The organism is Oceanobacillus jeddahensis (genome assembly GCF_000750635.1).
Lineage (GTDB): Bacteria > Bacillota > Bacilli > Bacillales > Amphibacillaceae > Oceanobacillus > Oceanobacillus jeddahense.
The window spans coordinates 804,316-819,829 of record NZ_CCDM010000001.1 but is presented as its reverse complement, the minus strand read 5'-3'; the positions used below and the strand labels follow the sequence as shown (position 1 = coordinate 819,829).

The 15,514-nt window shown below is 38.8% G+C and carries 15 protein-coding genes; 4 read left to right on the top strand and 11 right to left on the bottom strand.

Annotated elements, in window-relative coordinates; genetic code table 11:
* Positions 1–159: 159 nt before the first annotated feature.
* From BN986_RS03710 to BN986_RS03695, 4 genes are all read left to right on the top strand, one after another.
* On the top strand, positions 160–1,152 hold the full coding sequence (locus BN986_RS03710; RefSeq protein ID WP_040978295.1) for an ABC transporter substrate-binding protein: 993 nt from the start codon (positions 160–162) through the stop codon (positions 1,150–1,152).
* A 490-nt stretch (positions 1,153–1,642) separates the two neighbouring features.
* The gene (locus BN986_RS03705; RefSeq protein ID WP_040978294.1) at positions 1,643–2,635 is read left to right on the top strand and encodes an ABC transporter substrate-binding protein; all 993 of its coding nucleotides are present in this window, start codon (positions 1,643–1,645) and stop codon (positions 2,633–2,635) included.
* A 128-nt stretch (positions 2,636–2,763) separates the two neighbouring features.
* Complete coding sequence (locus tag BN986_RS03700; protein ID WP_040978293.1) at positions 2,764–3,621, top strand: ABC transporter permease; 858 nt, start codon at positions 2,764–2,766, stop codon at positions 3,619–3,621.
* Positions 3,621–4,829 (top strand): quaternary amine ABC transporter ATP-binding protein, encoded by a 1,209-nt coding sequence (locus BN986_RS03695; RefSeq protein WP_040978292.1) that lies wholly within the window; start codon positions 3,621–3,623, stop codon positions 4,827–4,829. The genes BN986_RS03700 and BN986_RS03695 overlap by 1 nt, the downstream gene beginning before the upstream one ends.
* A gap of 91 nt (positions 4,830–4,920) precedes the next feature.
* Here BN986_RS03695 and BN986_RS03690 read toward each other — a convergent pair whose 3' ends face one another.
* The 11 genes from BN986_RS03690 to BN986_RS03640 form a co-directional block, all read right to left on the bottom strand.
* Positions 4,921–5,148, bottom strand: coding sequence for a hypothetical protein (locus BN986_RS03690; protein WP_040978290.1), 228 nt, complete (start codon positions 5,146–5,148; stop codon positions 4,921–4,923).
* 131 nt (positions 5,149–5,279) lie between these two features.
* Complete coding sequence (fabZ, locus tag BN986_RS03685) at positions 5,280–5,702, bottom strand: 3-hydroxyacyl-ACP dehydratase FabZ (protein ID WP_040978289.1); 423 nt, start codon at positions 5,700–5,702, stop codon at positions 5,280–5,282.
* Between the two features lie 141 nt (positions 5,703–5,843).
* Complete coding sequence (locus tag BN986_RS03680; protein ID WP_040978288.1) at positions 5,844–6,176, bottom strand: DNA-directed RNA polymerase subunit beta; 333 nt, start codon at positions 6,174–6,176, stop codon at positions 5,844–5,846.
* A 120-nt stretch (positions 6,177–6,296) separates the two neighbouring features.
* Positions 6,297–7,115 carry a flagellar hook-basal body protein gene (locus BN986_RS03675; RefSeq protein WP_040978286.1) on the bottom strand — a complete coding sequence of 273 codons (819 nt, stop codon included), beginning with the start codon at positions 7,113–7,115 and terminating at the stop codon, positions 6,297–6,299.
* 13 nt (positions 7,116–7,128) lie between these two features.
* Positions 7,129–7,938, bottom strand: a complete 810-nt coding sequence (locus BN986_RS03670; RefSeq protein ID WP_040978284.1) for a flagellar hook-basal body protein — start codon at positions 7,936–7,938, stop codon at positions 7,129–7,131.
* Positions 7,939–8,006: 68 nt separating this feature from the next.
* The gene (gene mreB, locus BN986_RS03665; RefSeq protein ID WP_040978283.1) at positions 8,007–9,008 is read right to left on the bottom strand and encodes a rod shape-determining protein; all 1,002 of its coding nucleotides are present in this window, start codon (positions 9,006–9,008) and stop codon (positions 8,007–8,009) included.
* 1,026 nt (positions 9,009–10,034) lie between these two features.
* Entirely contained in the window at positions 10,035–10,364 is a 330-nt protein-coding gene (spoIIID, locus tag BN986_RS03660) for a sporulation transcriptional regulator SpoIIID (RefSeq protein ID WP_052400612.1), read from the bottom strand.
* A 392-nt stretch (positions 10,365–10,756) separates the two neighbouring features.
* Entirely contained in the window at positions 10,757–11,635 is an 879-nt protein-coding gene (locus BN986_RS03655; protein WP_040978282.1) for a stage II sporulation protein SpoIIQ, read from the bottom strand.
* 368 nt (positions 11,636–12,003) lie between these two features.
* Positions 12,004–13,221 carry a stage II sporulation protein D gene (gene spoIID, locus BN986_RS03650; protein WP_040978281.1) on the bottom strand — a complete coding sequence of 406 codons (1,218 nt, stop codon included), beginning with the start codon at positions 13,219–13,221 and terminating at the stop codon, positions 12,004–12,006.
* Between the two features lie 321 nt (positions 13,222–13,542).
* Positions 13,543–14,574, bottom strand: a complete 1,032-nt coding sequence (locus BN986_RS03645; protein ID WP_040978279.1) for an ABC transporter ATP-binding protein — start codon at positions 14,572–14,574, stop codon at positions 13,543–13,545.
* A 4-nt stretch (positions 14,575–14,578) separates the two neighbouring features.
* On the bottom strand, positions 14,579–15,514 hold the full coding sequence (locus BN986_RS03640) for a C40 family peptidase (protein WP_052400611.1): 936 nt from the start codon (positions 15,512–15,514) through the stop codon (positions 14,579–14,581).

Below are 15,514 nucleotides of genomic sequence, written 5' to 3'. Positions count from 1 at the left end.
ATTTTTATCCTTTCCTAAGAAATTGTTTAAAAAACAGTATATTACCCTTATATTTCAAGAAATATGATTATTTTTGGTATTTTTCGACATTTATTATTTTCTGAATTAATTGCTAATATTAATATTCTAAGATTGAAATCAAAGGAGATAAAGAGAAGAATGAAGAATTTATTATTACTACTTGTGCTTCCATTTGCAATTTTAACAGCCTGCAGCAGTTCTGCCAGCGAGAACGAAATTGACACCATTGTATTCTCAGATGCAGGCTGGGACAGCATTAAAATTCATAACCACATCGCTGCGCGTATTATCGAGGAAGGATATGGGTATCAAACCGATATTCAATCCGGGTCAACCGCTGTCACACATCAGGGACTTCGCGATGGCGATATTCATATAAATATGGAGATGTGGACGGATAATATTAAAGAATTATACGAAGAATCAACAGAATTGGGATTAATAGAAACATTATCGATCAATTTTAATGATAATGAGACGGGCATTTACGTACCTACATACGTGATAGAAGGGGATGTAGAAAGAGGAATTGAACCTTTTGCACCTGATTTAAAAACGGTAGAGGATTTAAAAAATTATCCGGATGTATTTGCAGACCCTGAAAACCCAAATAAAGGGCGAATTCTTAGCGCTCCCACTGGATGGCAAGTAGAAGAACAGATGAGTGACAAAATTGATTTTTATGATTTAGAGGAAACCTTTAATTTTTTCAAACCAGGTTCTGACGCAGCGATTATTGCAGACATAGCCAGAGCTTATGAAGCTGGAGAGCCTTGGGTCGGCTATTATTGGTCTCCAACTACTGTTTCTGCTAAATATGATTTGACTCTTTTAGAGGAGGCCCCTTATGAAGAGGAAATTTGGGAAGAAACAAGAGGTACTGCTTTTCCACCAAATGACGTGGTAATAGCAGTAAATGCAGATTTTCCAGAATTAGTTCCTGAAGTTACATCCTTTTTAGAAAATTATCAGACAAGCAGCGAACTCACCGAAGAAGCTCTCAAATATATGGATGAAAATGAGGCTTCCGCAGAAGAGACTGCTAATTGGTGGATGGAGGAACATAAAGATATCTGGACAAACTGGGTTCCTGAAGACATTGCAGAAGAAGTATTAGATTCTTTAGAATAAAATTCAGTCGGAGTTTTACGGGCGCTTCTACGTGATAAAATTGTTTTCCTTAGCCCTCCCTGTGATGTAAGAAAAGATCCCGAGACTTTCAGGACCTTTTCTTACACTCTACAAGACATTGGCAAAGGGATATTATGAAAATATCCCTATTTAAATTAGTTATATTTTCCGACGATTTATACGTATTTTAGAGTATTCTCGACAATTATAGAGATATCCACACCTAAACCTGCCCTATTCTCTCTATACATAGAAATATGCACATTTATAAAGTTTTAAGCGCTTTGTTTATTTTTAACCTTATAAGGTATAATAAAGAATCGAATCGCGAATATCTTCTTCCTGGCTGCACATATCCTCTTCCAGCTCAAAATGAACGAAATGAAATTATTTTTCTACTGCAAAATCTTTACGTTAGAATACTATTTTGTTTCACCAAACTATACAAATATATACCTGAAAATTGTCAAAATAAAAAGGAGACGAAAAAATGAAAAAATTATTATTCACTTTGATGACCGTATCCGTTTTTGTTTTATCTGCTTGTGGTGATTCATCAAGTGAGGAAATTGATACGATTGTTTTTGCTGATGCCGGTTGGGACAGTATTAATGTACACAATTATATTGCAGCACAAATATTAGAAGAAGGATATGGCTATGATACCGATATAACTTCCGGCTCTACAGCTGCAACGGTGCAGGGGTTAGGTGATGGAGATATTAATGTTTATATGGAAGTTTGGACAGATAATATTCGGGATATTTATGAGGAATTAACAGAAGCAGGAGATATTGAAACATTGTCTGTTAACTTTGATGATAATGACCAGGGATTATATGTACCAGCATATGTTGTCGAAGGAGATCCGGAAAGAGGAATTGACCCCCTTGCCCCAGATTTGAAAACCGTAGAAGACTTAAAAAATTATCCAGAAGTTTTTGAAGATCCAGAAGATCCAGAAAAAGGACGTATTATTAATGCGCCCAGCGGATGGGCAGTAGAAGAGGCAATCAATGAAAAATTTGATTTCTATGAGTTAGAAGAGGAATTTAACAACTTTAGCCCGGGTTCTGATTCAGCAATTATTACAGATTTAGCCCGTGCCTATGAAGCAGGAGAAGGATGGGTTGGCTATTACTGGTCCCCTACTGCTATCACAGCAAAATATGATTTAATTCTATTAGAAGAGGAACCCTATGACGAAGAAGTTTGGGAAGAAACAAAAGGTACAGAATTCCCTCCTAATGATGTTGTTATTTCTGTGCATAAAGATTTCCCTGAACAAGCACCAGAGGTTGTGGAATTCTTAGAGCAATACGAAACCAGTAGTGCACTGACAGAAGATGCTCTCGAGTATATGGAAGATAGCGGTGCTTCTACCCAAGAGGCAGCTATCTGGTGGATGCAGGAGCATGAAGATGTTTGGACAGAATGGATTCCGGAAGATATTGCTGAGGATGTGCTCGCTTCCCTTGAATAATTGAATATGCAATCAAAATATGGAGTAGCTTGCCCTCAGGCTAGCTACTTTTTCTTCATTCAGTAAACATATAAACAATACGTTAAAGAAGGAGAGGTAAATACTGCTCTTTAGCAGTTATAATGCTTATGATTAGTTTTCCAGATATTACGTTTGAAGCCGGGAAATACGTTGATGATCTTGTCAGCTTCCTAGCCGATAATTTAGAAGTTTTATTTGATTTTATCTTTTTTATCACATCGAGATCTATCAGTGGATTGACTGATTTTCTTATGTTTATTCCATGGTGGTTATTTATTATCATTATCTTCTTACTTGGATGGTATTTTAAATCTATTTTCTCCGGTGTTTTATATGGTATATTTATATTTCTCATCGGTTCGTTCGGTCTTTGGGAAGAAATGATGATTACCATTGCCATCATTTTAACCGCTGTAATTATTTGTTTAATCATCGGAATTCCGCTCGGTGTAGCGATGGCGTTTAATAAATGGGTTTCTACGATATTACGCCCGATTCTTGATGCGATGCAGACCATGCCAAGCTTTGTTTATTTAATCCCTGCTATTTTCTTCTTTGGATTAGGTAATGTCTCTGCGATTTTCGCAACATTGATTTATTCCTTGCCACCCGTTATCCGTTTAACAGACTTAGCTATTCGTGGTGTCGATAAGGAAGTGGTTGAGTCAGCCCATTCATTTGGTTCTTCCAGATGGCAAACATTATCAAAAGTTCAATTGCCACAAGCATTGCCAACAATTATGGCTGGAGTCAACCAGACGACGATGATGGCATTAGCAATGGTTGTTATTGCATCCATGGTTGGTGCTTCCGGCCTTGGAGAGCAAGTGCTTGTTTCAATTAACCGAATCGACATCGCTCTTGGTTTCGAAGCTGGTATCAGTATTGTATTTCTAGCGATTATTATTGACCGTATTACCAATGGTATCGCTGAAAAAGTACAACGTCACGGAGGTAATAAATAATGTCTGTACAAATTCAAGTAAAAAATGTATCTAAAATATTTGGTTCAAAACCAAAATCTGCTATTCCTATGATTAAAGAAGGCCTATCGAAGGAAGAAATTTTAAAAAACACCAATCATACGGTTGGTGTTTATGACGCTACTTTTGATATTCAAAAGGGGGAAGTCTTCGTTATTATGGGGCTTTCAGGAAGCGGGAAGTCAACTCTAATCCGCTGCTTTAATCTACTGAACAAACCAACAGACGGTTCCATTATTTTAGAGGGACAGGATATTACAAAATGCAGCCGGGAAGATTTGAAAAAAGTTCGTCAAGAAAAAATCGCTATGGTTTTCCAGCATTTTGGTCTGTTTAGTCATCGAACTATTTTAGCAAATGTAGAATATGGCTTAGAAATTCGTAATGTCCCAAAAGAAAAACGCCAGGAAATTGCTATGCAAAATATTGAAACGGTAGGATTAAGCGGTTATGAAGATAAATATCCAGATGAATTATCCGGTGGGATGCAGCAGCGCGTTGGCTTAGCCAGAGCACTTACCAATGATCCGGACATTTTACTCATGGACGAACCTTTTAGTGCACTAGATCCATTAATTCGCCGGGAAATGCAGCTTGAGTTATTAGATATCCAAGAGCGCCTGCAAAAAACGATTATTTTTATTACGCATGATGTGAATGAAGCTTTTCGTATTGGTGATCGTGTTGCCGTGATGAAGGATGGTCATGTGGAACAGGTTGGGACGCCTGAAGAAATTATCGCAAGTCCTGCCAACGATTATATCTCTGAGTTTATTAAAGATATTGACCGTTCCAAAGTATTTCAAGCAAGCCACATTATGACTAAGCCAAATGCACTTGTGTCTATTAAAGATGGTTTGAATGTCGCAGTAAAAGAAATGCGTGAGAATGGGATTTCCAGTGTATTTGTCGTTGACCGCTCCAGACGTCTTCAAGGGATTGTTACCATTGATGATGCGATTCAAGGAATTAAAGATAATCAATCACTAAGCGATCTGATCCGAGAAGATATTACTGTAGTGGAAGAGGAAGAATATATCAATGATTTAATTCCAAAAGCACTAGAATCCAGCTTTCCTTTAGCTGTTGTGAATGAAAATCAAAAACTTGTCGGTTATATTTTACGTGTTCACGTATTATCCGGGCTTACTTCAGATGATGTGAGTGAAAGTGAAGAATATGTATATTAAACAGCCCCATAGAAATATCATTTAAAAGTGAAAAAGAAGAAGGTAATGGATGATGGAAGTCATTGCCTTCTTCTTTTTGGTTTAGAGGTTATTATTCATTGTTACGTGGCATTTCTTCTTCTCGTTCATCGAAGTTATTTTCATCCATTGGATCATTGTCATTGTTATCATTGTTGTTTCCGTTAAATTCATCTTCTCTTTCTTCATGATCAATGGTCGGGTTCTCATCTGCCGGCTCATTATCATTTGATGTACCACATCCAGTCATCAATGTAAGAGCTAAGGCAGAAGCACCAACTTTTAATAACACCTTTTTCATAAAAATTTCCTCCTTTCTAAAATAACCTATTGCTCGAAATTAGGTTAACCCAGAAAAGAGGAATCATACATTTCTTATACATATTCATTCAGGAAATTTATTACATTTTATTTTTATTTCGGAAAAATATTTTATTTAATTGCAAATGTAATTTCTGCTTCACATGCAACTTCTCCATTTACAGTTGCGACGCCCTTTCCTTTGCCAATTGGACCTTTCATGCGAATAATTTCAACTACTAGTTCCAGTTGATCTCCCGGCTTTACTTGACGTTTGAAGCGGCATTTATCTACTCCCGCTAAAAAGCCAATTTTCCCTTTGTTTTCTTCGATGCCTAAAACAGCTATTGCACCTGTTTGTGCAAGGGCTTCTAAAATAAGGACACCAGGCATGACTGGATAGTCAGGGAAATGGCCAGGGAAAAATGGCTCGTTCGCTGTTACATTTTTGATAGCTGTTACTTTCTTTCCCTCTTCTATTTCTTTCACTTGATCTACTAATAAAAACGGATAACGATGTGGAAGAACTTCTTTAATTTGTTGAATATCCATTATTTTTTCAGCTCCTTTTTTATGTATGTATGAATTATTACCAGAAATGTACTGGCTGCAGAATTACTTTTATTCAATCATCCTCTTGCCTTTTTCGCCGTATAAAAATGCAGCAAAACATATCCGTCCATCATCGAATATGTTTTAATCTGTTTTATTTACAATGTCAATGATGTGCTGCCAGGTCTCTAAGCGCAGAACTTCTAGTGGCGAACCGTCACCAAGAACAGCGAAACCAATCATTAACCCGATAACAAAAACTGTTACAGCAAATATCAGAATGACGATAATTCGTAACCAAATTGGAAAAATACGTAATCGTGGCTTACTAAGCTTCTGTCTACGTTTACGCTGCTTTTTTCCTTTTCTTTCCTTTTTTCTGGAAGTTTCTTGTTGTATTTCTTGTTCCTCACTAGCCGCAGCTGTTTCTTGCTTCGCCTTAGGTGAGGTATTTTGTGAAGATGGATTTTGGGTCATTTCTTTAACTCCTTACAAATAGATGTCCAAAAAGCTCACTATAACTAATATATCCTTTTTGAACATTAACAGTATATAGCCTTGTTCACTCTACTGATAAAGCACGGTGTGGAGTGAAGTTTAAGAACGAATCGTATTCACTAATCCAAGCATTTGATCTCCCATGGAAATAGAGCGTGAATTAAATTGATAAAGCCGCTGAGCAGCAGTCATATCCGTCATCGCCTGTGATAAATCCACATTCGATTGTTCCAAAGCTTGTGCATGTATCACAGAACCTTCTCCATTATATACTTGCATGATTTCCTCGATATCAGCTTCTGCTGTTACCGAGAAGAAATTATCTCCTTCTGCTTCCAAAGCGCTGGGCCGTACCGCTTCCACAATAGCCAATTCAGCTTCTGCCGCTTGCTCATCGCCTCTAGTTACGATCAATTGACCCTGATCATTGAATTCAACCGCATCAAACCCATCTTGAATTTCAATGGGCCCGCCTTGGCCGATAACAGGATGTCCATCAGAAGTTGTCAAGGCAAGTACGCCTCCTTCTTGAGGGGAAAGGAAAAAGGAACCATCTCTTGTGTAGACTGTTTCTTCTTGTCCATTCTCTACGCGGTTCACTTGAAAAAATGTATTTTCTTCCGTTAACGCGGCATCCAGCGTACGGTCTGTTTCGATAAGACTTCCTTGCAGCTGATTTAAATGAATTGCACCTAATCCGGCTCCTGCTCCAACACGAATTCCATCAGGGGTCAGCCTGCCTTCCGCATTTTCCGGAGTATTTAGATTATTAATTTGTTGGCTTAGTAAGGAAGAGAATTCAACTTGTCTGTTTTTATATCCAGTTGTATTGTTATTAGCGATATTATTCCCAATAACATCGAGCTTGTTCTGGATTTGATTCATAGTTACTGCTGCTTGATTCATCATACGTGACATGTCAGATTCCTCCTTAACCTAATCGGCCAACTTCTGTAACTGCTTTTCCAAGACTCTCATCATATACCCGCAATACGCGCTGATTACTTTCAAATAATCGGTACGCATTCATCATATCGGTCATTGCTTGCTCTGTATTTACATTCGATTGTTCTAATGTGCCCTGCTGTAATACATAATCTGCATCAGCGGGTACTGCCTCTCCATCACCCTGAAAAAGATCATTTCCTTCTTTCGTCAATGTGTTTACATCGGCGACATACTGTGTACCAAGTGTCACATCTCCACCTTCTGTCGGTATGACTCCTTCCGGGGTAATAGTATCCACTGTTCCATCTGTCTGGATGTTATTGCCGTCTTCATCTAAAACATAATATCCTTGATTCGTCACAAGGTATCCCTCTGCATCAATGGTAAAATTTCCATTTCGAGTATAGCGGACATCTCCATCCTCATTTTGAACGGAGAAAAAGATGGCACCAGTTTCATCAGGAACTTCTCTCTGTTGAATGGCAACATCCGTCGGCAATCCCGATTCAACGAGATCCCCTTGTGCAAAGTGAGGGATTGTTTCCTGGACATATACTCCTGTATTCATACCGCCTAATTGACGGGATAATGGAATATTAAATCCTCCTTGTGTGGTTGGAATGGTGTTCCCTCCGCCGCTTTGCTGAATTAATAATTCTGGAAAAGCACGAATTGCTGTTTGGTCAGCTTTATATCCTGGAGTATTGGCATTGGCAATATTATTAGACAATGCTTCTTGTTGTCGCTGTTGCGTTATCATACCACTTGCTGCTCCATATAAACCTCTTAACACAAAGCTTCCTCCTCCGAAAATTTTAAGGCTGGCAGTATAAAAGAAGCTATTCTGCCAGCCTCTAATCTTTAGTTCACACTTCTTTTTTCAAGTTTATCAATGTTTTCAAGCATAATTCCTGTTCCTTTAGCTACACAATCCATTGGATCCTCTGCAATAAAGATAGGAACCTTCAGCTCTTCTGCTAATAGTTGGTCAATTCCGTGCAGTAGTGCACCACCACCTGTTAGAATGACGCCTCGATCAATAATATCTGCTGATAATTCCGGCGGGGTGTGCTCAAGCACTTGTTTGGCAGCTTGAACAATCAGTGCGACTGATTCCATTAATGCTTGCTGAATTTCCTCAGATTCAATCGTTATTGTTCTTGGCAGTCCGGATACCATATCACGTCCTCTGATATCCATTGACTCTTTACGCGAACCAGGGAATACAGTAGCTACATTAATTTTAATATCTTCTGCAGTACGTTCCCCGATAAGCAGTTTATATTGTTTTTTAATGTAGTTAAGAATATCCCAATCAAACTTATCTCCGGCCATTTTTATGGATTGGGAGGTTACAATGCCGCCCATAGACAATACAGCCACATCCGTTGTACCGCCACCAATATCAACGACCATATTTCCGCTCGGTTGATAAATATCCATTCCAGCACCAACCGCAGCTACTTTAGGTTCTTCTTCTAAGTATATGCGTTTACCACCAGACTTTTCTGCTGCTTCTTTAATTGCTTTTTGCTCCACTTTTGTAATGTTTGTCGGGCAGCAAATAAGCATTCTTGGCTTTGATAAAACACCTTTAACGTTAATTTTATTTATAAAATATCTTAACATGGCTTCTGTTACATCAAAATCAGCAATAACGCCGTCCTTTAATGGACGTAGCGCTTCTATATTACCCGGTGTACGTCCAACCATACGGCGGGCTTCTTCTCCAACTTCAAGCACACGGTTCGTATTACGATCCATGGCAACGACGGATGGTTCATTTAAAACTATTCCTTTTCCCTTTACATGTATCAATACATTTGCGGTACCAAGATCAATCCCTATATCTCTGGAAAACATGAATCTAAATCCTCCTAGCGTTACTATCTTGCACCGTCCTAAGACAAAATGCTACTAGTATACTATTTTACCACAAAACACAGTAATTAACTGTATGAAAATAAGTTTTTTTTGATTTTTTTTGATTGGAGCTATTACAAAAATTCCAATTATATGGATGAAGTTTTTTAGTCAGGCAATTTAATCAAATCTGTTTTTGCCACATTAAAAAGCAGTAAAACGCTTTTAACGATTGTTCTACTGCTCTTGAACGTATTTATCAATTTTTCAACTTTCGCACCTTAAAAAGAAACTTCATCTCCATAGAAACAGGAGTTAATCGTTTCTCCCCTACATCAGTTGACAAAGGTGAGAAGGTAAAGAGTAAGACACCGCTGCGGCGGACCGTTTTGCTTTCCTAGGGGCACGCTCTTCAGCTAACTTTTGCCAAGAAGAGCACTTGGCAAAAGTGGATCTTCAGATGGTGCTGATCCCTCAGGAGTCAAAACGGTCCGCCTCCGCTAGTTCGATGTTCTATACGTAGGAAAACAACTTACCTAATAGATGTTTGATCAGATAGAACATATTTTTCATGCTGCATGATAAAATGTTTCGCTAAGATTACTTTCTGTGCATAAAAACTATTCCCTGTATTTTCATATCCATGCTGTCATGAATGATTGTTCAGGGGAAAGCTGCTATTTCGTCCAACTCATCAAAATGTTATTTCTTATATTCGCTGTAGAATCCTAACTGAGCGGAGGCCAACCACGCAGACTCCTCTTAAGTGGTTTGCAGGCTAAACCCGTGACTCCTGGGACTGCGATTACTCGCCCCATCGAAAACATTTGTACGTCGGAAAGCGGAGTGGTTGGCCGGAGCGGAGCTATGCACAATCACCAATTCCATAATGGTCGGATATTTAACCAAAAACAAGCATGGTACTGGAGAACATGTTCATCCTGAGATAGCAAGTCATATATGCTTATTCTTAGGTGAAAAATTGAGTCAATTTTATTTACAAATAAAGACTGCTTGACTATTTTTTTAACTTCCTTGTGTTTTTGGTCTATTCGATGAAGATAAGAATTGTTGCGTGATTTTTGATTCTTTTAATCGTTCTTCCTCTTTTGGTGTTTTATATTTTTTTCGTGTAGCTTCTCCCCCGCGCAAATGCCGGATTGCTTTATGATACTCCAGTATTTCTTTTACTTCTAATGCCAATTTGGGATTTATTTCTGGCAGACGTTCTGTCAGATCTTTATGAACTGTACTTTTTGATACGCCAAACTCTTTTGCAATGGTTCGCACTGTTTTTCTTGTTTCTACTACATGCCTCCCTATTTTGATTGTCCTTTCTTTGATGTAATCATGCACACCGTTCGCCCCCCTAAGTTGTAATTCCGAGGTGTCGCTTGGACAGGGTGTATGTTTTGGGATAGGACTTATAAATAAGCGGTTGACTATTTTTTATGTAGTCACTGGTCTATAAAAGAAAAAAGGGTCCACTTTTGATGAAGGATACTTCTAAATTACATGTCTTTTCACCTCAGACAGTTCGATTGCATGGTTTGTAATATCATCATATTAAAAAAAGTGTTCCTTTATGCTTAGATTTGTACAAATAATCAGGGGGACAAGGTGTATTTTTTTAGAAAGCATATCATTTACTAAACTCCGGGTAAATAATACCTCCATTAAAAATTTAAAAAAATCCGGCAATGTATGACCATCACCGGATTTTTTTGGTTTTCCCAAGCTGTTGTCTATTATTCTTCTGACTCGTCTAATTCTACGTCAATTTCTTCATCTTCGCTTGGTGTTTCTTCTTGTTCTGCATCTTCTTCCACATCTTCTTCTGTATCTTCTGCGTCTTCTTCAGGCTCTACAACATCTTCTCCTGAAGTTGGTTCATCGCTTGGTTCATCACTAACTGCTTCATCCTGCTCAGCACTTTCTTCTACAGCAATGCTGGAGACCGGCTGCTCAAAATAGCTTTCAGGATTTACTTCTTTTCCGTCTTTACGGATTTCGAAATGTAAGTGTGTTCCATTATCTTTCCCAAACAAGTTTTTACCAGCTGTTCCAAGCTTGTCTCCTTGTGCGATCTGATCACTTACAGAGACAGCTACATCTTCAAGACTAGCATAATACGTTTTTAAATCATCATTGTGAGATAAAACAACCACGTTGCCTAGTAACGGATCTTCCTTCACTTCTTCTACGGTTCCACTGATGGAAGCCAAAACATCAAATGTTTCTGCGTCAGCTGCTGCAATATCTACTCCTGTACTTTGATAGTAACGATTGTTGTAAAGTACAAGTGCATTTTCTCTGTCTTCCTGGTCTGCGTTGTAATCAAAAAATTTAGTTACGATTTCTGCTTCATCTGTGTTTTCAATTGGCATTCCTACCAATTCCTGCTGATCAACTACTGGAACGGAATCTTCTTCATTCATTACTGGAAGATAATCCTCTTCTCCATTCCTTTGATCGGCCGGTTCTGAAACATCAGATCCTGCATTTTGATACCAAACGACTGCCGCTAATAAAACAGCTGCTATACTTAAATACAATGCTGGGAAAAACCATTTCTTGCGGAAAATTTGGCTCCATTTATTTTTTGGGCCTTTGAATTCCTCTTTCATTTTCATCACCTCTGCAACCATTGTGAGCAGAAAAAGAGAATTATATACATGACTATGAAAAAAATTTTTTGATTTTCATAACAAGTAGTTTTGAAAGAGGTTTTAATAGATGTGCTATCGTACTTTTATTATGAACGTAATCAATGACAAAAAGAAAGTAGAATAGCGGTCGTTCAGTGATTCTCACAACGAATATAAGCATACCTCTGTATGTAAATATGTCCTGTATGCCCCTATTTTTTGATCTGCTAATTGGTATAATTACTATATTTCCACTCCTGCCTGCCATATATGTAACAGCGCACGTAAAGATATGGAACAAAAGTAACGATTTTATATGATTTTCCGATCAATCCAAAAACCCTCGCTTAATTAGAAACGAGGGTCGGTGCTATTTCACCTATTTGGCTGATTTCCACATCTGTATAGTAATGGTGAATAATATCCTCATAATTTTTTCCTTCTGCTGCCATCCCGTTAGCTCCGTATTGACTCATGCCGACGCCGTGTCCATAACCTTGGGTTGTAAAAATCAGATGACTGTCACTTTGTTCAATAGTAAAATCACTGGATCTTAAACCTAATTTATCGCGAAAATCTGGTCCAGTGAAGGTATTTCCGGCTACTGTTATTTCTGCTACCCTTCCACTGTCCGTATGACTAACTTCCATCGGGATTGCCTTATCATCTTGGAGCGGAATTTCTAAAGCCTCGGATACTTCTGCTACTGTCAGTGTTGTTTGTTGGGAAAATTCTGGCGAGGCTTCATCCCATGGGCTCTCTACACTGCGTAAGTAAGCAACCTCACCTTCCCAATAATCCTCTGAGTTTTCTGTATAGCCATTACTTGTGGAGAAGAAAGAGGCGGTAATTGGTGCACTATTATAGGTAATAATCTGCCCTTCTGTTTCTTTGACAGCCTGATTGATTTTGTTCATTTTTTCATGATATTCTGCTCCCCACTGTTCCTGCAACTCTTGTTCACTTTTATATACTTGATGCTGCGTCGTATCTGTTACATCATAATTATCACTTGTCTCCCCGTTTAATAAAAAGTTAACCGTAAATGTCCTGGCAGCAACTGCTTGAGCTTTTAGTGCTTCCATTTCAAATTCTGAAGGCATCTCCGAGGAAACCACACCTGCTACATATTGCTCTACTGGAATATTTTCCACCTCTTCATTGCTCACGCGCATTACAGAAACATTAAATGGAGAAGCTCCTACTTCAACTGCTTCTCCGTCAGACACTGCCTCTTCAGCAATGTCTTCCGTCTCATTTCCTTCAGCTTGACTTCCTGTATCATTATCTACTATCTCCGTACCAGCGCTAATTTGATTATCTGCCTTTGAAATTTGTACAACGAATGTTGGGACAGCAAGAATAAAAATAATCATGGTCATAAAAACACCAATGACCACCTGCTTCCAAGGAGATGGGCGCTTTTGTTTAGAATAGAATGATTTTCGATTAGAAAAAGGTACGATTTTCGGCAATGGCTGTTTTGGTGATTTGTTTTTCTGTTTTAGTTGCTTCATTTTTTTATAAATTGCTTGGTTTTTCCGTTTATAGTTTTTATTTTGCACATTTCTCCTCCTTTTCTTAAAACTTATAAGCTGTTTATCTATCTTGCCTACTATTAAATCTATACATTTCCTTGGCAAAATAGACCTTATCTTAAGAAAAAATTTAAAAACCATAGAAAGATCTCCTTAGTTTCCAGAGAACATTCTATGGCTTTCGTTTTACAGCTTTACGTATAAGGAGAAGTTCCATTCCGTGAACATCGTTGCTCTTCTTCTACTTAAAAATAAGAAACATTCAAAAAAATCAATATTCGTTATAGGGCATTTTAAAAGAATCATTTGATTTTCTTACATCATTCAGGAGTTTTACCCTTCTGTTTCTTATAATTGGATTTCTTCTTCGACAACATCCTTCGTCCGCTGCGGCCCGGTTCTTGGACTATCTTTATAATTTGTATCATATAGGTGACAGGCAACTCGATGTCCGGGGTCAATCTCTTGCCACACAGGCTTTACGTCCTTGCAAATATCCATTGCCATCGGACATCTCGTCCGGAATACACAGCCTGAGGGCGGGTTAATTGGACTTGGCAATTCCCCTTCTAAGATAATCCGCTCCCGCTTTTCTTCTATATCCGGATCTGGAATGGGAATGGCTGATAGAAGCGCTTTTGTATACGGATGCAGCGGATTTTCATAGAGTGCTTCTCCACTCGTCTCCTCTACCAAATTACCTAAATACATAACCCCGATCCGGTCTGAAAATTGCTTTACCATTGATAAATCATGGGCAATGAATAAGAATGTTAAACCTTTTTCCGCTTGTAGCCGCTTCATCAAATTGACGACCTGCGCCTGTACGGAAACATCCAATGCCGAAATAGGTTCATCTGCAATGATAAAATCTGGATTTAATGCCAGCGCTCTGGCAATACCGATTCGTTGGCGCTGACCGCCACTAAATTCATGCGGATAACGATTCACATGATCCCTGCTCAGTCCAACCTCTTCTAACAGTTCATACACACGGTTCATCTGGTCTTTTTTCTTTTTAAATATGCCATGTACCTCTAAAGGCTCCGAAATAATTTCTCTGATCGTTGAACGCGGGTTTAACGAAGCATAGGGGTCTTGAAAAATCATCTGCATCTTCCGGTAAAGCGCAAATTGTTCTTTATCACTTAATTCGTGAACATTTTCAAAGTTAAACCAGACATCGCCTCCTGTTTTATCATATAATCCAAGAATGGTACGACCAATGGTAGATTTTCCGCAGCCTGACTCTCCTACTAATCCATATGTTTCTCCTTTAAAAATATGAAAAGATACATCGTTAACCGCCTTTAAAAATCCCGCTTTTTCCACATCAAAATATTTAACAAGATTCTTCACTTCCAATATTTTATCTTCCATTCTCTCACCTCCAGTACCTTCTAGCTGCACATAACTCCCTTTCATACTTGGTTCCTTTTAAAGACGTGATTTCAATCCCTTTCCCAGTCTGTGGGGAATGCAGCATTTCTCCATCCCCTTTATAAATACCAACATGATGGATTGCTCCTTTCCCCTCTTGATAAGCAAAGAAGAGTAGATCTCCTGGCTCTATCGCATCCATAGCGATCTCCTTACCTGCATCAGCTTGATCCCCCGCATCACGGGCAATCCAATAGCCATTTGCTTTATGTGCTGCATACGCTAATCCAGAACAATCGTACCCAAAGGCACTCATCCCGCCCCAGAAATAATCTAATCCAATAAAGGGAAGACCAGCAGCTACAATATCAGCTCCACTTCCAGGCCCAAGATCATCTGCTTTGGAAACGGTCACTACTTTTTCTTTCGCAATTTGCTGCTTTCCAGTTGGTGTCTGTACATATGCATGTGTTTCATTTTCTCCTAGATAAGGAAGAATGGTTAAATAACTCAGTTGAATGCTTTTTTCTTCTGTTGGATTTTCCAGCCAAGCATCCTTGGTAAGCACGACGCTATGTTTATCCTGCAGCCATGCTTCTTTGTTAACGGCTGTCAATTGTTTGATTGGAATATAGCCCGGATAGCCTCTTGTATCTTTTTTGGACGCTTGGAACGGGGCAATAACATGCGCCCAATCTCCTTCTTCTCCCAAAACTATAACAGGCTCTCCATACAGTGTCTGCGACTGGACCCGATTTTCATTACATAATGCTAAGCTTTCCTCATAGGTTAAATGATTCACCCATTTTAAAATATCTGTCGGGCTTGTGAGTCCGGGTTCATCAACTTCTCTGGCTGACTGCGGGTCCGTCCAAATGGTTGCGACCTGTACATTTGTTACATGAAAATTCTCCGGGAGCTTCTCAAACATTTCCTGCAT